The 16214-nt window shown below is 68.0% G+C and carries 13 protein-coding genes; 3 read left to right on the forward strand and 10 right to left on the reverse strand.

Annotation, left to right across the window (positions count from 1 at the left end; all coding sequences use genetic code 11):
* Positions 1 to 16: 16 nt before the first annotated feature.
* Positions 17 to 403, reverse strand: coding sequence for a Holliday junction resolvase RuvX (gene ruvX / locus ABIB38_RS09210; protein ID WP_429203701.1), 387 nt, complete (start codon positions 401 to 403; stop codon positions 17 to 19).
* Positions 404 to 430: 27 nt separating this feature from the next.
* Complete coding sequence (locus ABIB38_RS09215) at positions 431 to 1045, reverse strand: YqgE/AlgH family protein (RefSeq protein WP_429203702.1); 615 nt, start codon at positions 1043 to 1045, stop codon at positions 431 to 433.
* Positions 1046 to 1277: 232 nt separating this feature from the next.
* On the opposite strand from ABIB38_RS09215, the gene ABIB38_RS09220 reads away from it, so the two are divergent.
* On the forward strand, positions 1278 to 2744 hold the full coding sequence (locus ABIB38_RS09220; RefSeq protein ID WP_429203461.1) for a cryptochrome/photolyase family protein: 1467 nt from the start codon (positions 1278 to 1280) through the stop codon (positions 2742 to 2744).
* On the opposite strand, the gene ABIB38_RS09225 is transcribed toward ABIB38_RS09220, so the two are convergent.
* From ABIB38_RS09225 to ABIB38_RS09250, 6 genes are all read right to left on the reverse strand, one after another.
* On the reverse strand, positions 2734 to 8088 hold the full coding sequence (locus tag ABIB38_RS09225; protein WP_429203462.1) for an Hpt domain-containing protein: 5355 nt from the start codon (positions 8086 to 8088) through the stop codon (positions 2734 to 2736). The two genes, ABIB38_RS09220 and ABIB38_RS09225, sit on opposite strands and share 11 nt — an antisense overlap.
* A gap of 7 nt (positions 8089 to 8095) precedes the next feature.
* Positions 8096 to 10369: a methyl-accepting chemotaxis protein gene (locus ABIB38_RS09230; protein WP_429203463.1), complete on the reverse strand. Its 2274-nt coding sequence runs from the start codon at positions 10367 to 10369 to the stop codon at positions 8096 to 8098.
* Between the two features lie 49 nt (positions 10370 to 10418).
* The gene (locus tag ABIB38_RS09235) at positions 10419 to 10973 is read right to left on the reverse strand and encodes a chemotaxis protein CheW (protein ID WP_429203464.1); all 555 of its coding nucleotides are present in this window, start codon (positions 10971 to 10973) and stop codon (positions 10419 to 10421) included.
* Positions 10970 to 11356, reverse strand: coding sequence for a response regulator (locus ABIB38_RS09240; RefSeq protein WP_429203465.1), 387 nt, complete (start codon positions 11354 to 11356; stop codon positions 10970 to 10972). Before ABIB38_RS09240 ends, ABIB38_RS09235 begins: the two co-directional genes overlap by 4 nt.
* A gap of 18 nt (positions 11357 to 11374) precedes the next feature.
* Positions 11375 to 11770, reverse strand: coding sequence for a response regulator (locus tag ABIB38_RS09245; RefSeq protein WP_005665305.1), 396 nt, complete (start codon positions 11768 to 11770; stop codon positions 11375 to 11377).
* Positions 11771 to 11931: 161 nt separating this feature from the next.
* The gene (locus ABIB38_RS09250; protein ID WP_040775196.1) at positions 11932 to 12084 is read right to left on the reverse strand and encodes a rubredoxin; all 153 of its coding nucleotides are present in this window, start codon (positions 12082 to 12084) and stop codon (positions 11932 to 11934) included.
* A 98-nt stretch (positions 12085 to 12182) separates the two neighbouring features.
* Between ABIB38_RS09250 and thiD the strand changes: the two genes are divergently transcribed.
* Together thiD and hemL are read left to right on the forward strand one after the other, a co-directional pair.
* Complete coding sequence (gene thiD / locus ABIB38_RS09255) at positions 12183 to 12992, forward strand: bifunctional hydroxymethylpyrimidine kinase/phosphomethylpyrimidine kinase (protein WP_429203466.1); 810 nt, start codon at positions 12183 to 12185, stop codon at positions 12990 to 12992.
* 41 nt (positions 12993 to 13033) lie between these two features.
* Positions 13034 to 14332 (forward strand): glutamate-1-semialdehyde 2,1-aminomutase, encoded by a 1299-nt coding sequence (gene hemL, locus ABIB38_RS09260; RefSeq protein WP_429203467.1) that lies wholly within the window; start codon positions 13034 to 13036, stop codon positions 14330 to 14332.
* 56 nt (positions 14333 to 14388) lie between these two features.
* Here the strand turns inward: hemL and corA are convergent, their stop codons facing one another.
* Together corA and mtgA are read right to left on the reverse strand one after the other, a co-directional pair.
* Complete coding sequence (corA, locus tag ABIB38_RS09265; RefSeq protein WP_429203468.1) at positions 14389 to 15354, reverse strand: magnesium/cobalt transporter CorA; 966 nt, start codon at positions 15352 to 15354, stop codon at positions 14389 to 14391.
* Positions 15355 to 15496: 142 nt separating this feature from the next.
* Positions 15497 to 16213 (reverse strand): monofunctional biosynthetic peptidoglycan transglycosylase, encoded by a 717-nt coding sequence (gene mtgA, locus ABIB38_RS09270; RefSeq protein WP_429203469.1) that lies wholly within the window; start codon positions 16211 to 16213, stop codon positions 15497 to 15499.
* Position 16214 lies beyond the last annotated feature (1 nt).

Here is a 16214-nt window from a genome sequence, read left to right on the forward strand (position 1 = left end):
GGTTGAAAAGATGCGGCTAAGGAGAGGCGTCGAAGTATTGCTGCAAAATGATGGCGGCCGCCTTGTCGTCGATGACGTCGCCGCGCCTGGCCGCGATCACGGCCGACGAATAGCGCTCGTCGACCAGCTCGACCGGCAGGTTGAAGCGGCCATGCAGCTGGTTGGCGAAGCGGCGGCTGCGCAGGGTCATGTCGTGTTCGGCGCCGTCGGGATGGCGCGGCTCGCCCACCACCAGGCGCGCGGGGCGCCACTGCTCGATCAGCTCGCCGATGATCCTGAAGCGGGTGGCGTTGTCGATGGCGGCAATCACGCGCAGCGGCTGCGCCTGCCCGGTCAGGGTATTGCCCATGGCGATGCCGATCCGCTTGACGCCGAAGTCGAAGCCGAGAACGATATCAACCATCATGCGCAACCATACGGGTACATCTGGTCAGGCATGACCGGCTTCGGTGGCGAGCATGAAGGGATCGATCCCCAGCAGTTTGATGGCGGCGTTGTAGCGTTCCTCGATCGGCAGGTCGAACAGCACGCGCGCATCGGCGCCCACCGTCAGCCAGCCGTTGCGCGAGATTTCTTCTTCGAGCTGGCCCGGGCTCCAGCCGGCGTAGCCGATCGAGACCAGCATGCGCGCCGGGCCGCCGCCGCTGGCGACGGCTTCGAGCACGTCGATCGAGGTCGTGAAAGCGACGTCGTCGGTGACGTTGAGGGACGAGGAATAGCGCCCGCCCGGCGAATGCAGCACGAAACCGCGGTCGTCCTGGACCGGTCCGCCGAACATGATCGGCTCGTCCACCACGGTCGCGCGCAGGCCTTCGGCCAGTTTCAGCTCGACGCGGTCGAACAGGGTTTCCATCGTCATGTCGGTCGGCTTGTTGATGACCACGCCCAGCACACCCTTGTCGTTGTGCTCGCAGACATAGACGACGGTGCCACCGAAGATCGGGTCCTGGATCGATGGCATGGCGATCAGGAAGTGGTTCGCCAGATTGAGCCCGGATGTTGGCGGGCCCGCCTTGGCGAGTGGATCGTCCTGCTCCCGGGGCATGCCCGGCATCGGTAGAGTTTTGCCAACTTTGGTTTTTTTCATACGGATACTCTCAAAAGGCGCACTCTTACGTTAAAACATGATCGACTGCCAAGGTACTGCAGCACAACGTTACGCTTTTCCCTAGTTTACACCCATTTGGCCGGAGCACCCTCGGAAGCATCACGACGCGCACACCACGGTCCGATCCTAGACAGTAAAATCTGCTCCCACCTTGACCCCGCACACAGCAATGAATTTGAGCAAGTCTTTAGTCTGGTTTCGGCGCGACCTGCGCGCATTCGACCACGCCGCCCTGCACCACGCCTTGCGCGGTTCGCAACAGGTATTCTGCGTTTTCGTGTACGACACCGAGATTCTCGACGGCTTGCCGCGCGACGATCGCCGCTTGCGCTTCATTCACGCCAGTCTGGCCAGCCTGGATGAGGAATTGCGTCGTCTTGGAGGCTACCTCATCGTGCGCCACGGCAGCGCCCGGGATGAGGTTATTGCGCTGGCGAACGCACTCGATGTTGACGCAGTGCATGCCTGCACCGACTATGAACCTCTCGCGATCGCGCGCGACAGCGACGTGGCGCAGCGACTGGCGGCGCAGGGCCGCACCTTTCACGCGTACAAGGACCAGGTCATCTTCGAGAAGGGCGAAGTGCTGACCCTGGCGGGACAGCCGTTCTCGGTGTTTACGCCCTACAAGAATGCCTGGCTCAAGCGGCTGGCGGCGCACCCCGAGACGCTGGCGGCGTATCCGGTGGATGCCTACGCGCATGCGTTCGCGCCGCCCACCCTGGACCCTGCGCCGGCCCCGGCCCTGCCTGCGCTCGAAGACATCGGTTTCACTTCCGGCGAACCGCCGCTGGAGGCCGGCATGGCGGGCGCCGAAGCGCTGTTCGAGGCGTTCGTGGAAGACATCGCGGACTACGGCCGCGCGCGCGATTTCCCGGCCGAGGACGGCACCTCGCGCCTGTCGGCGCACCTGCGTTTCGGCACCACCTCGATCCGCCACCTGGTGCGCACGGCGCAGCAATTGATACTGTCGGGCGCGGGCGGCGACGGCGCCTCGGTCTGGTTGTCCGAACTCATCTGGCGCGACTTCTATGCGATGGTGCTGGCCCAGAACCCGCACGTGGTCGAACGCGCGTTCAAGCCGGGCTTCGACGCGCTGCAGTGGGATACCGGTCCGGACGCCGACGCCCTGTTCGCGGCCTGGTGCGAGGGCCGCACCGGCTATCCGCTGGTCGACGCCGCCATGGTGCAGCTGAACACGACGGGCTTCATGCACAACCGGCTGCGCATGGTCACGGCCAGTTTTCTCACCAAGGACCTCGGCATCGACTGGCGCCGCGGCGAGCGCTATTTCGCCCTGATGCTGAACGACTACGAGCTGGCCTCGAACAACGGCGGCTGGCAGTGGGCGGCGTCGACCGGCTGCGATGCCCAGCCCTGGTTCCGGATCTTCAATCCGGTGACGCAGTCGACGCGGTTCGATCCGCACGGCGAATTCATCCGGCGCCACCTGCCGCAATTGGGCAAGCTCGATGCGAAGCAGATCCACGCGCCATGGCAGGTCAAACCCGACGTGCTGGCCGAGCGCGGCGTGGTGCTGGGCCAGGATTATCCGGCGCCGGTCGTGGACCACGACGCGGCGCGCAGGCGCACGCTGGAACGGTTTGCGGTGGTGAAAAAAGCCGTCAACGCGTAGGGAGGACGGCCGCGCCGTCCACGCGGCGATCGCCACCGTCGCGCGCGAGCAAGCCGGCGATCGCCGCCAGCAGCACCGGCTCCTGGTAGGGCTTGCCGTAATAGGCGTTCACGCCCAGCCCCAGCGCCACGTTGCGGTGCTTGTCCGCGGTGCGCGAGGTGATCATGATGATCGGGATGTCCTTGGTGGCATCATTGCCGCGCACGTTGCGCGTCAGGTCGAAGCCGTCCATGCGCGGCATCTCGATGTCGACCAGCATCAGGTCGGGCGCGCCCTGCCCAATGAGTTCGAGCGCCTCGACGCCGTCCTTGGCCAGCTGCACGCGATAGCCTTCGCGCTCCAGCAGGCGCTGGGTCACGCGGCGCACCGTGAGCGAATCGTCGACCACCATCACGGTGGGACGCCGCACCTGGCGCGCGGCTTCCTGCTTCACCTGGGCGGCGGCCTGCGGCTGCTGCGCCAATGCCAGCGGATCGAGGATCAGCACCACCTCGCCCGAGCCCAGCACCGTCGCGCCGGCGATGCCCGGCACCCGCGACAGCTGCGGCCCAATGTTCTTGACCACCACTTCACGGTTGCCCAGCACCTCGTCCACGCGCAGCGCGATGCGGCTGGCGCCGCCGTTGAGCACCAGCACCGGCGTCGAACGCCGGCCCGCCGTCCGCTCGTCCTCGTCCTCATCTTCGTCTTCAGCCAGCAGAGCCGGCAGCGCATATAGCGCCAGCGTCGCGCCGGCCAGCGCAATATGGCCGGCCTCGCGCGCCGCCGCCAGGTCCTGCTCGCGCACCTGCTCCACCCGCTCGACCAGCGTCGACGGCACCGCATGCGTGCGCCCGCCGGCGGTCACCAGCACCACTTGCGCCACGGCCAGGGTGAGCGGCAGGGTGATGGTGAAGCGCGCGCCCCGCCCCGGTTCGGACACCACCGCCACCCGTCCCCCCAGCGCCTGGGCTTCGGAGCGCACCACGTCCATGCCGACGCCGCGGCCGGCCAGCTCGGTCAGCGTGTCCGCCGTCGAGAAGCCCGGCTCGAAGATCAGTTCCATCACGTCCTGGTCGGAAGCGGCGTCCTGCGCGGCCAGCAGGCCGCTTGCCAGCGCCTTGGCGCGGATGCGCTCCAGGTCCAGGCCTGCGCCGTCGTCGCCGAACACGATCATGACTTCGTTGCCGTGCTGGCTGACCTGCACCAGCAATTCGCCCGTCTCCGTCTTGCCCGCCTCCCGGCGCGCCGCGCGCGGCTCGATGCCGTGCACGATCGCATTCCTCAGCAGGTGCTCGAAGGGCGCGGCCATCTGTTCCAGCACGCCGCGGTCGATTTCCACGGCGCCGCCGCGGATGTCGAGATTGACGCGCTTGTCGGTTTCCTTGGCCGTCTGGCGCGCGACGCGGAACAGGCGTTCCGACAGGCTGGCGAACGGCACCATCCGCACCCGCATCAGGTCGCGCTGCAGGTCGCGCGTCATGCGCGCCTGGCTGGCCAGTTCCTCGTTGGCGCCGTCGACCGTGCGCGCCAGGCTCTCCTGGAACGAGGCGACGTCGTCGACGCTCTCGGCCAGCATGCGCGTGAGTTCCTGCAGGCGCGTGAAGCGGTCGAATTCGAGCGGATCGAATTCGCGTTCGCCCGAGATCGACAGCTTCGAGGCGATCTGCGATTCGGCTTGCATCTCGATCTCGCGCAGCTGGCGCCGCAGGCGCGCCACGTTGTCCGAGAAGTCGCCCAGCGAACCCTTGAGCGCGCCCATCTGGTTTTCCAGGCGCGAGCGCGTGATCGACACCTCGCCGGCCTGGTTCACCACGCGGTCGAGGATGTCGGCGCGCACCCGCACCAGCGGCGCACGGGCCGGTTCCGGAGCCGGCGGCACCTGCGCCTGCTCCTGGGCCTGCGCCGCATCGGTGCGGGCCGGTTGCTGCAAGAGCTCGAACAGCAGCATCGCCGCGTCGTAGTTGGCCAGCAGTTCGTCGAAGGCGCTGGCCGGCAAGGCGGACGTGCCGGCGTGGACCATGTTCTCGATCTGGGTTTCCAGCTCGTGGGCGTGCTGGCCCAGGCGCATCGCGCCGGCCATGCGCGCGCTGCCCTTGACCGTGTGCAGGTCGCGCTGCATGCCTTGCGCGATCGCGGTATTGCCCGGCTCTTGCTGCCACTGGCGCAAGTCGTGGCCGATGCGCGGCAACAGGTCCGCCGCCTCTTCCAGGAACACCGGCAGCAGGTCCGGGTCGATCTCGTCGGCATGGCTGGCGCCGATCAGGTCGGGCTCGGGTTCGGGCTCGAGTTCGGGCTCGGCTTCCGGCAGCGGTTGCGCCGGCGCGTCGGCCAGCACCGCTTCGTCCGGGGTCACGGCCACGAAGCCGGCTTCCTGCCCCGGCGGGCCGGCCTGATCGAGCTGCGGCGCGGCGAAGGCGTCATCGAGGAAGGAATCGGACAGGTCCTCGACGTCGTCGCTCACGGCCGGTGCCGGCGGGGCCTGCGGCGTGTCGAGCGCCTGCGGCGCGCCCAGCAACTGCTCGTAGGCGGCCGCGAACAGCGCGTCGAGCTGGCTGGCCAGCGCCGGGTCGGCCTCGCCATACAGGGCCGCCGCCTGCTGGCTGGACAGGCGCTCGCGCAGCGCCGCCAGCTGTTCCACCAGGTCGGGCTGGCTCGGGGCCAGCTCGCCCAGGGTGAATACCTGCAGCATGGTGCGCATGCGCGACAGGGTCGCATCGAACAGCTCGAACTGGCCGTCCTCGAGCTTCACGCCGGGCGCCGCCAGCTTCTCGAGCGTCGTCTCGAGCTCGTGCGCGAGGTCGCGCAGGGCGCCGTAGCCGACCGTGGCCGAGGTGCCCGACAAGGTATGCGCCGCCGTCACCGCGTCCTGCACCACGTCCTTGTCCAGTGCGCGGCGCAGCGCGCCGAGGCTTTGTTCGAGGGCGCCGCACAGCGCCTCGGTTTCGTCCAGGTAGACGTCGTGCAGGGTCTGCGGGATGGCCAGGTCGCCGACGCGCCTGACGCCATCGTCGCCATGCATGGCCAGCGGCTCGTCGAGCAGCGGAATGTCGTCGAGCGCCGACGCTTCGATGATGTCGTCCAGCACCAGCGGCGCATTGGCCTGCACCTGGTCAGCCTGCACCTGGTCGGCCTGTACTTCATCGGCCAGCGGCTCGAACGGTCCGCCCTCCTGCACCCGCGCCGCCGCCACGATCAGCACCGCCCCATCGCGGGCCGGCAGGAGGCCGGCGGCCAGCTCGGCCACCCAGGCATCGAGTTCGGCATAGGCATGGGCCAGCAGGGCCAGCAGGTCGGCGGTGGCCGAACGGCCGTCGGCCAGCCACACGTTCATCACGCGTTCGATGGCGGCGGCGGTGGCGGCGAAGGCCTCCAGGTCCACCATGCGGCTGCTGCCCTTGAGCGTATGGAACCCGCGGCGCAGCTGGGTCAGGATTTCCTGGCTGGACGGCTCGTCGGCCGCGCGCGGCAGGGTCTCGACCACGAAGGCCAGCACTTCCTGCGCTTCGGCGATGAAGATGCCGAGCAGTTCGGCGTCGACGCCGTCCGCGGCCTCGGGCGCCGGCGCCGGCCCGTCCGCCGGCGTATCCACCGGCGCGGGTTCAAGCGGCGCCGCGACGAACTCGAACGGCAGCTCGCGCAACAGAAGCTTATCGAGGTCGAACGTGAAGCGGCCGCGCGCGGCCTCGCTGTCCTGGGCCAGCAGGTCGGCGAAGAAGCCGAGCGCGCCGATGTTCTGGGCGATGTTGTGCAGCGACGCGTGCTGGTCGGTCAGGTCCGCAGCGCTGGCGGAAAGCCGCTGCACCGCCTCCTGGACATGGCGCACGGCCAGCACCGCCTGGTCCTGGTCGAGGATGGCAAACGCCCCCTGCAGCTGGTGCAGGACCGGCGCCGCCTGCTCGAGCACCTGGTGCCTGGCCTGGTCGTCGTAGTAGTCGTCGAGCAGCTTCTCGATCTGGCGCAGCCCCGTCTTGACTTCGGCGGCCAGCACGGCCACGGTCTGGCCCTGCTGGATCTGGCGCGCCAGCTCGCCCTGCCAGTGCGGGGCGTCGGGCGGCGTTTCGCCGGCGGCCAGCGCCAGCAGGCGCGCGCCGACGGCTTCGGCATTCTCCGAGAAATCTTCGGGCAGCTGGCGCAGCTGGTCCAGGCCATGCTCGACGAACAGCATGGCGGCCGCCATCTCGAGCCCGAACTGGTCGTCGCGGCCCGACTGCACCGAGTCGCTGGCGGCGCGGCCCAGTTCGCGCAGCAGCTGGGCCAGCGCCGGGGCGCCCAGCTTTTCGCTGGCGCCGGCCAGGCGCGCCAGCGCATCGTTGAAGTCGCTCTCGACCTCGGCGTCCGGCGCGCCCTCGCCGGCGATGCGGTCCCAGTCCGACTTGGTGCGCGCCAGCGCTTCGCGCGCCTCCTGCAGGGCTTGCGGGTCGAGCTTGCCGTAGCGGCGCTCGGCATAGTCGGGCGGCACGGCGCCATCCAGGCCCAGGGCCTGGCGCAGCGCGCGCGCCGCGGGTCCCGGTTCGCGCGCGGCGGCGATGAAGAACAGCGCGTCGCGCAGCATCGCCTCGGGCGCGCCCGTCTCGCCTTTGGCCAGGCGCCGCAATTGCAGGTTGATCTGGCCAAACAGCTGCTTGATGTAGAGATCGCTCTCGACCTGGCCGTCGGCCACCACGGTGGCGAAGGCATGCATCGCCTGCCAGAACAGGCGCGCGCGCGGCGGGTCCTGGGTGGCTGCGATCGGCGCGATGGCGGCCACCAGGTCGGCGGCGTGATTCTTTCGCCCGGCGTCGTCCGCGGCCTTCAGGTAGGGCAGCAGCGCCTTCTCGAAACGGCTGCGGCAGGCCGCGACGTCCAGCCCGCCTTCGCCCTCCGGCGCGGCCAAGGGTGGCAACTGCGGCAGGGTCGACAGGTCGAGCGGCATCAGGTCGGATGGGTGCACCTTGCGCTCGCCCTGGCGCTCGACCATGTCGCGGTAATACGGGAACAGGCGCGCCGGCTGCTGCGGCATGCCGGCCAGCAGTTCGTCGAGGTATTCGCCGAGCGCCCCGAAGGCGTCCAGCACCACCTGCACGCTATCCGGCGTGCATAGCAAGCGTCCATCCTTGAACCCTTCCAGCACCGCCTCGGCGGCGCCGGTGTACGTGCCGACGCCTTCGACGTCGACCAGTTGCAGCGCGCCGTGCGCCTGGTGCAGGTGGGTCTTGGCGTGCAGCAGCAGGGTCGGCTGGGCCTCGGGCGAACGCCCGGCGGCCTCGCGCAAGGCGGTGGACGCGCGCGCCAGGGCGTCGCGGATTTCGCCGATGACCCAGGACAGGGGGCCGGTGTCGAAGCTGGTGCGGCTCAGGGGCAAGGTCGGGGTCGGGGTAACCATGGGCCGCTCAGGATACCACGCGGAAGCGCGACACCGAATCCTTGAGCTCCTGGGCCAGGGTAGCCAGTTCATGAATCGACTGTGCGGTCTGGCGCGTGCCTTGCTGGGTATGTTCGGTCACCGACAGGATCTGCTGCATCTTGTCGGCCACGCCGGTGGCCTGGCTGGCCTGGCGGTCGGTGGCGTTCGACATGTCCCCGATCAGGTCACCGAGGCGGTTCGACACGCGCGAGATGTCCGACAGCGCGGCGCCCGCGGCATCCGACAGGCGCGCGCCCTCGACCACGCCCTGGGTCGATTTTTCCATGGCCGCCACCGCGTCGTGGGTGTCGGTCTGGATGGTGCGCACCAGCGCGCCGATCTGCTTGGCCGCCTCGCCCGAGCGTTCCGCCAGGCGCTGCACCTCTTCCGCCACCACCGAGAAGCCGCGCCCGGCTTCGCCCGCCGATGCGGCCTGGATCGCGGCGTTCAGCGCCAGCACGTTGGTCTGCTCGGTGATGTCCGAGATCAGCTCGGTGATCTCGCCGATCTCCTGCGAGGATTCGCCCAGGCGCTTGATGCGCTTCGAGGTTTCCTGGATCTGCTCGCGGATCTCCTGCATGCCGCGAATCGCATTCTGCACCGCGGTCGCGCCCTGCTCCGCCGCCGCCACCGACTGGCGCGCCACGTCGGCCGATTCCAGGGCCGAGCGCGACACGTCGGTGATCAGGCCGGCCAGGCGCATGGTGGTGCTGGACGCATCCTGGATCTCGCGCGACTGCCGCTCGGCCGCGCCCAGCAGCTCGGTCGAGACCTGCTGCGCGCCGTTCGAGGCGCGCGCCACCTGTTCCGAGGTCCTGATGACGCGCACCACCAGCTCGCGCAATTCCTCGACCGTGTAGTTGACCGAGTCGGCGATCGCGCCGGTGATGTCTTCCGACACCGTGGCCTGCACCGTCAGGTCGCCGTCCGCCACTTCTTGCAGCTCGTTCATCAGGCGCAGGATCGCGGCCTGGTTCTGGTCGTTGGTGGCCTTGGCTTCTTCTTCCTTGGCCTGGGCCAGCTGGCGCATCGCTTCGGCTTCGCGGCGGCGTTCCTCGGCGGCGCGCGCACGGGCGGCGGCGTCCTGCAGCATGGTGCGCGAGATGCCCAATGCCGCGACCAGGGTGAACAGGGCGGCGCCGACCGTCAGCCAGAACCAGCCGCTGGCGCCGGCCTGGTCGCGCTGGTAGTCCGCGTGGAGCCTGGCCAGCATGACGCGCAGCTGTTCGCTGTCGCGCGAGATCACGCGCTCGGCGGCGCGTGCGCTGGCGTAGTTGGTGAGATTGCCCAGCAGCGGGGTGATGGTCTTGACGTATTCATCGAAGCTGTCGCGGGTGCGCGCCAGGCGCATGCGCTGTTCGAGGTCGGTCAGCGGCGCCAGGCCCAGCTTGCCGCCGCCATCGAGCAGTCCGTCGATGATCGCGCTCAGCGAGGCGATGTCGCCCATGATGTAGGTCACCGCGTTCTGGGCCGAGCCCGGGGTGGTGAAGGTCTGGGTGCCGGCCGACAGGCGCTGGGCCAGCGACTGCATGCTCAGCGCCGCCACCTGGCGCCGGGCGTCGCTCGAGCCGTCCTTTTGCAGGCGCTCGGCGATCGCGGTCAACTCTGGCCCCACCTCTTCATACTGGCGCAGGCTGACGCCGAAGGCCAGCAGGTTGCGCTTGTTGGCGATGATGCTGGCGGCCGCCTTGGACGAGGCGTTCCACAGCACGATCGCCTGTTGCAGTTCTGTCGCGCGCGCGCCGCTGGCGGCCGGGATGCGCCCGCTCGGCGACTGGCCGCCGCGCGCCAGCAGGTCCAGTTCGCGGCCCAGCTGGGTGCGGCTGTCTTCGAGCTGGTCGAAGGCGGCGGCGTCGCCCCGCAGCGCGATCGGCGCCGCCTTGGCGAAACGCTGGGAGTGCATCACGGCGTCGCCGGTCACCTGGCTCTGGCCGGCCAGGCGGGCGTCCAACGCCGAACTCTGCCAGGCCGCCAGCATGGTCAGCAGCACTCCGCCCACAAAAGCGCCGAGCAGCAGGTTCAGGCGGCTGGGCTGGAACTGCCCGCCGATCGCGACGGCGCGCAGATCGCCGCCGCTTTCCGCGGCCAGCGCCTCGGTCGCGCTGCGGCTGCGAAAGCCCCCGAGCCGGCGCGCGGCGGCGGTGGCCGAACCTCCCGCATCCCGGTGCGGCGCCGAAGGGGACTCGCCGGCCGGCGCCGGCTCCAGGGCGGCATCGCTCTTCGCGAACAAGTTCGTGGTCAGTTTCGAAGCGAATCCCATTGCTGCTCCCTGTTTCCTGCTGTGAGTGTGGTTGTTGTTAGCGTGCAAGTTAGCCTGCGACCCGCAGGAAACGCTCTTCCCGCACCAGCGCCGCGAGCGACAGCGGCGTCCATGTGCCGCCGTCGGCGTCGCGCAGGGCTTCGCCCACGCGTTCCATCGCGCTGGCCTGGCGCAGTCCGTGGACGTTCGAGGCCAGCAAGGCGCAGTTGAAGCCGAGGTGCGGTGCGAACACCACCAGGCGCGGCGTCGCGGAGCCATCGGGCGCTGCTTCCTCGCCCAGGTAGCGCGCCAGGTCGATCACGCCCAGCAGGCTGCCGCGCACATTGGCCAGGCCCAGATACCAGGGCTGGGTCAGCGGGACGGCGGTAAGGGGCGCGGGCGCGACGATCTCGCCGACCTCGACCAGGTCGACCAGGTAGCGGGTGGCGCCGATCGCCAGGCCCAGCTGGCCGGCGCGGGCGCCGGCGCCGGTCCTGGCCGCCTGCATCTTTTCCAGCAACTGCTCCTGGTAAAGGCGCAGGCGGGTGCGGCGCGCCGCCGGATCGCGCCGGCCGCCCCCGTCACTCTCCCGGTCCGCGTCGTGCGCCTGCGCCACGGTGGTCATGCGCTCACGCCGCCGGCGGTCGCCACGGCCGCGATGCTGGCCAGCAGGCGCTCGGGATCGACCGGCTTGACCAGGTAGTCCTTCGCGCCCTGGCGCAGGCCCCAGATGCGGTCGGTTTCCTGGTTCTTGCTGCTGCAGATGATGACCGGCAGCGCCGCCAGCTCCGGGTCGCGCGCGAGGGCGCGCGTCACCTGGAAGCCGTTGGCGCCCGGCATGACCACGTCCATGAGGATCAGTTCGGGGCGTTCGGCGCGGATGCGCTCGATCGCTTCGTCGCCGCTCACGGCGGTGCTGACGGCGAAGCCGTGCTTCACCAGGATGTCGGTCAGGTACAGTCGTTCGGTCGGGGAATCGTCGACGATGAGGATCTTGTTGATGGCCACTTACGGCTCCGAGGTAGGTCAGTCCTGGGGCATGGCGTGCTCGCGCACGGCCGCCAGCAGGCTGTCTTTGGTAAACGGCTTGGTCAGGTAGGCGCTGGCGCCGACCATCGCGCCGCGCGCGCGGTCGAACAGCCCATCCTTGGACGACAGCATCAGGACCGGCGTCGCGCGAAAGCGCGCGCTCTTCTTGATCAGGGCGCAGGTCTGGTAACCGTCCAGACGCGGCATCAGGATGTCGCAAAACACCAGGGCCGGATGATGGTCGTTGATCTTGGCCAGGGCGTCAAAGCCGTCGTCGGCCAACACCACCTGGTAACCGGCCTGGTTCAGGAAAATCTCGGCAGAGCGGCGGATCGTGCTGCTGTCGTCGATCACCATGATGGTCAGGGCCGTGGATTGCGGCGATGTCGTCATTTTCGTTTCACTTCGGCTTGAAGTGTCACGATAGCACAGCACATCTTTCTTGTGCGCAAACTGTTGCAGAGAGTCAACTACTGAGTAACGTGGCACCTCGCGCGTGGACGAGATGCCATTATCAAGCTGATCACGTTGTGATCTTTATTGCACGACTGCCGTCAGATTGCCGTCATTTCGAAGTCGTCCTTGCGTGCGCCGCATTCCGGACACGTCCAGTTCATCGGAACGTCGGCCCAGCGCGTGCCAGGAGCGATGCCATCGTCGGGCGCACCGACGGCCTCGTCATAGACCCAGCCACAAATCAGGCACATCCAGGTCTGGAAAGTCGCGGTGGATTCGGTACTCACAGTATTGATCCTTGTATCTAGTAAAATGTGGAATCGGAATCCGGCATCTTAATCTACCCGACGTGCAAAACCAAACGTTCCCCCTCATCCTGAGCTTCGGCGTCTGCGATCCCGTCGGCGCCGTCGGCGTGCAGGCGGACTGCGCCGCGTTCTCCGCCCTCGGGTGCCATGGACTGTCGGCCATCGCCGGCCTGCTGGTCTCGGACAGCGCACGCATCGAAAATATGTACGAGCTCGACAGCGACTGGATGGCCGAGCAGGCGCGTACCTTGCTGGAAGACATGCCGATCGCCGCCTTCAAGGTCGGCGCCGTCGGCTCGGCCCTGCACCTGGCCGCGATCGCCGAGATCGTGTCCGACTACCCGGACGCGCCGCTAGTCCTCGACCCGTTCCTGTCGGCCCTGCCCGACGCCGGCCTGGGCGACGAGGAAATGCTGTCCGCGCTGCGCTCGATCCTGGCCCCGCAGGCCACCGCCCTGATCCTGTCCGAGTCCGAACTGGGCCGCATGGCCGAACTGTGGCGCGATGGCGCCGAGCGCAAGGAAGGCGACCTGGAAGAAGACCTGGTCGAGCTCACGTCGAGCGGCCTGCAGTACGTGCTGGTGACCGGCAGCCGCGACGACCACGGCGCCTGCTCGAACCGCCTGTACGACGCCAGCGGCGAAGTCGCGCGGGTCGAATGGCAGCACCTGCCCGGCCCCTTCCTGGGCGCCGGCAACACCTATTCGGCGGCCTTCACCGCCTGCCTGGCGCGCGGCATGGACGCGCCGCAGGCGCTGGCGCTGGCCCAGGAGTACACCACCGGCGCGCTCGAGCATGCGCAGCGCTACGGCATGGGCAAGTTCATTCCCAGTAAATTCTTCCGTCCCTAGTCGCACGCCGGACGGGTTCTTTCAATCACGAAGCACCGATCATGACCACTGAACACACCACCTCGCGCAACGACACCCTGTTCGCCCGCGCCCAGCAATCGACGCCCGGCGGCGTCAACTCGCCGGTGCGCGCCTTCCGCTCGGTGGGCGGCACCCCGCGCTTCATCGAGCGCGCCCAGGGCCCGTATTTCTGGGACGCCGACGGCAAGCGCTACATCGACTACATCGGTTCCTGGGGCCCAGCCATCCTCGGCCACGCCCGGCCCGAAGTGGTCAAGGCGGTGCAGGCCGCCGCTGCCAATGGCCTGTCGTTCGGCGCCCCGACCGAAGGCGAGATCGAGATCGCCGAGGAAATCTGCCGCCTGCTGCCGTCGATCGAACAGGTGCGCCTGGTCTCGTCCGGCACCGAGGCGACGATGAGCGCGCTGCGCCTGGCGCGCGGCGCCACCGGCCGCGACAAGATCGTCAAGTTCGAAGGCTGCTACCACGGCCACGCCGATTCGCTGCTGGTGAAGGCCGGCAGCGGCCTGCTCACCTTCGGCAACCCGACGTCGGCCGGCGTGCCGGAAGACTTCGTCAAACACACCCTGGTGCTCGACTACAACAACGTCGCCCAGCTGGAAGACGCCTTCGCCTCGATGGGCGACACCATCGCCTGCGTGATCGTGGAGCCGGTGGCCGGCAACATGAACCTGATCCGCGCCACCCCGGAGTTCCTGGAGCGCATGCGCGAACTGTGCACCGAACATGGCGCGGTGCTGATCTTCGATGAGGTGATGTGCGGCTTCCGCGTGGGCCTCGACGGCGCCCAGGGCATGTACGGCATCACGCCCGACCTGACCGCGCTGGGCAAGGTGATCGGCGGCGGCATGCCGGTGGCGGCCTTCGGCGGGCGCGCGGACCTGATGCAGAAGATGGCCCCGATCGGCCCTGTGTACCAGGCCGGCACGCTGTCGGGCAACCCGGTGGCGGTGGCGGCCGGCATGACCACGCTGAAGCTGATCCAGGAAGACGGCTTCTATGACAAGCTGACGGCGACGGCCGAGCGCCTGGTGACGGGCCTGACGGCGGCGGCCAGGGAAGCCGGCATCGATTTCTGCGGCGATTCGGTGGGCGGCATGTTCGGCTTCTACTTCTCGAAGAACGTGCCGGGCAGCTATAGCGAAATGATGGCCGGCGACAAGGAGCGCTTCAACCGCTTCTTCCACGGCATGCTGGACGAAGGCGTGTACTTCGCGCCGGCCATGTTCGAAGCCGGCTTCGTGTCGATCCAGCACGACGACGCCGTCATCGACGCCACGATCGAAGCGGCGCGCCGCGTGTTCAAGCGCATCGGGTAAGCACGCTTCAAGGCGAAACGACACGGCGCACCGAGGTGCGCCGTGTCATTGCCGCTTCACTTCAGCCAGCCGCGCCGGCGGAAATACAGCAGCGGCGCCACCGCGCTGGCCGCCATCAGGGCGATCGCGAACGGATAGCCGAAGCGCCAGTTCAGTTCCGGCATCAGAGCGAAGTTCATGCCGTACAGGCTGGCGATCAGGGTCGGCGGCAGGAAGGCGACCGAGGCCACCGAGAAGATCTTGATGATCTTGTTCTGGTTGATGTTGATGAAGCCGACGGTGGCGTCCATCAGGAAGTTCACCTTGTCGAACAGGAACGACGTGTGGCCGTCGAGCGACTCGATGTCGCGCAGGATCTGGCGCGCTTCCTCGAACTGGTCCGAGTTGAGCAGCCGGCCGCGCATCAGGAAGCTGACCGCGCGCCGGGTGTCCATCATGTTGCGGCGGATGCGGCCGTTCAAGTCTTCCTCGTGCGCGATGGCGTTCAGCGCTGCGGCCGCGTCATTGTCGGTGAATTCCTTCTGCAGCACGCGGGTCGACACTTCTTCGAGGCTCTCATAGATGCCTTCCAGCGCGTCGGCCGAATATTCGGCGTCGGTCGCGTACAGGTCGAGCAGCACGTCCATATAGTCTTCGATCGAGCCGGGCCGCGAGCGAGCGCGCATGCGCACCAGACGGAACACGGGCAAGTCGTCGTTATGGACCGAGAACAGGATTTTGCCGGACAGGATGAAGGCCACCGTGATCACCCGCGACGGGCCGTCCTCTTCTTCGAGCAGGAAGTCGGTGCGCAGGTGCAGGTCGCCGTTTTCGGCCTCGTAGTAGCGCGCCGAGGCTTCGATGTCCTGCACTTCGTCCTCGCCCGGCAGGATCACGCCGTATCTGGCCTTGACCCAGGTGCGCTCTTCCTCGCTCGGGTCGGTCAGGTCGACCCACACCGGCGCGACGTTCTCCAGGTCTTCCCGGGAAGCGATCGTTGCCTGATTCAGGCGGCCATTCTGTAGGACAAATACGTTGATCATGCGCTCGGATCTCGCTTGCTATTTCTTTCCGGGTCGGAAAGTAGCGCAAGTGTAACCGTTCGTCCCGCATGGGGCCAACCCCGTACCGACAATTTCGCCTGAAACACAAATTAGCGGACGGTCGTTCGCCCGGCAGCCCGGATCAAGGCACCTCGGCGAACCGCATCTGGCGCAGGATCGCGTTGGTGCGCCGCTGCAGGTAATTGGTTGAGCGGTGCTTGTCGTAATAGCGCGGATTGGGCAGCATCACCGCCAGCCGGGCGGCCTGGGCCTGGCTCAGGTTGGCCGCCGACGTCTTGTAGTAGTAACGCGCCGCCGCCTCGGCGCCGAATACGCCGCGGCCGAATTCGACCACGTTCAGGTAGAGCTCGAGGATGCGCTCCTTGCTCATCACCGTCTCGAGCATGAAGGCGATCACCATTTCCTGGCCCTTGCGCACATAGCTGCGCGAGCCGGACAGGAACAGGTTCTTGGCCAGCTGCTGGGTGATGGTCGAGCCGCCGCCGACCACCTTGCTGCGCCGGTTGTTGCGCTCATAGGCGCGCTCGATCGCTTCCCAGTCCACGCCGCCGTGGACGCTGAAGTTGGCGTCTTCCGAGGCCACCACCGCGCGCTTCAGGTTGCGCGAGATGCGGTCATAAGGCACCCACTGGTGCTTGAGGGTCGCGTTCGGATTCTTTTCGCGCAGCTGGGACAGCTGCTCGCGCATGAAGCTGGTCGAGCCGGGATTGAACTGCGAATACCAGCACACCATCGCAAAGAAATACAACTGGACCAGCAGCACCAGCAGTAGCGGGGCCAAAAAAATCCACTTGATCCAGCGGCGCCGCGTCGGCGCGGCCTTGCGTGACCTGGCCATG

Origin of the sequence: Massilia sp. UYP11 (genome assembly GCF_050434805.1) — a bacterium.
In the GTDB taxonomy this organism is placed as follows: Bacteria; Pseudomonadota; Gammaproteobacteria; order Burkholderiales; family Burkholderiaceae_D; genus Telluria.

Coding starts and splice junctions, on each gene's coding strand:
- ruvX (WP_429203701.1), bottom strand. CDS start 403: ATGGTTGATATCGTTCTCGGCTTCGACTTCGGCGTCAAGCGGATCGGC.
- ABIB38_RS09215 (WP_429203702.1), bottom strand. CDS start 1,045: ATGCCCCGGGAGCAGGACGATCCACTCGCCAAGGCGGGCCCGCCAACA.
- ABIB38_RS09220 (WP_429203461.1), top strand. CDS start 1,278: ATGAATTTGAGCAAGTCTTTAGTCTGGTTTCGGCGCGACCTGCGCGCA.
- ABIB38_RS09225 (WP_429203462.1), bottom strand. CDS start 8,088: ATGGTTACCCCGACCCCGACCTTGCCCCTGAGCCGCACCAGCTTCGAC.
- ABIB38_RS09230 (WP_429203463.1), bottom strand. CDS start 10,369: ATGGGATTCGCTTCGAAACTGACCACGAACTTGTTCGCGAAGAGCGAT.
- ABIB38_RS09235 (WP_429203464.1), bottom strand. CDS start 10,973: ATGACCACCGTGGCGCAGGCGCACGACGCGGACCGGGAGAGTGACGGG.
- ABIB38_RS09245 (WP_005665305.1), bottom strand. CDS start 11,770: ATGACGACATCGCCGCAATCCACGGCCCTGACCATCATGGTGATCGAC.
- ABIB38_RS09250 (WP_040775196.1), bottom strand. CDS start 12,084: ATGTGCCTGATTTGTGGCTGGGTCTATGACGAGGCCGTCGGTGCGCCC.
- hemL (WP_429203467.1), top strand. CDS start 13,034: ATGACCACTGAACACACCACCTCGCGCAACGACACCCTGTTCGCCCGC.
- corA (WP_429203468.1), bottom strand. CDS start 15,354: ATGATCAACGTATTTGTCCTACAGAATGGCCGCCTGAATCAGGCAACG.
- mtgA (WP_429203469.1), bottom strand. CDS start 16,213: ATGGCCAGGTCACGCAAGGCCGCGCCGACGCGGCGCCGCTGGATCAAG.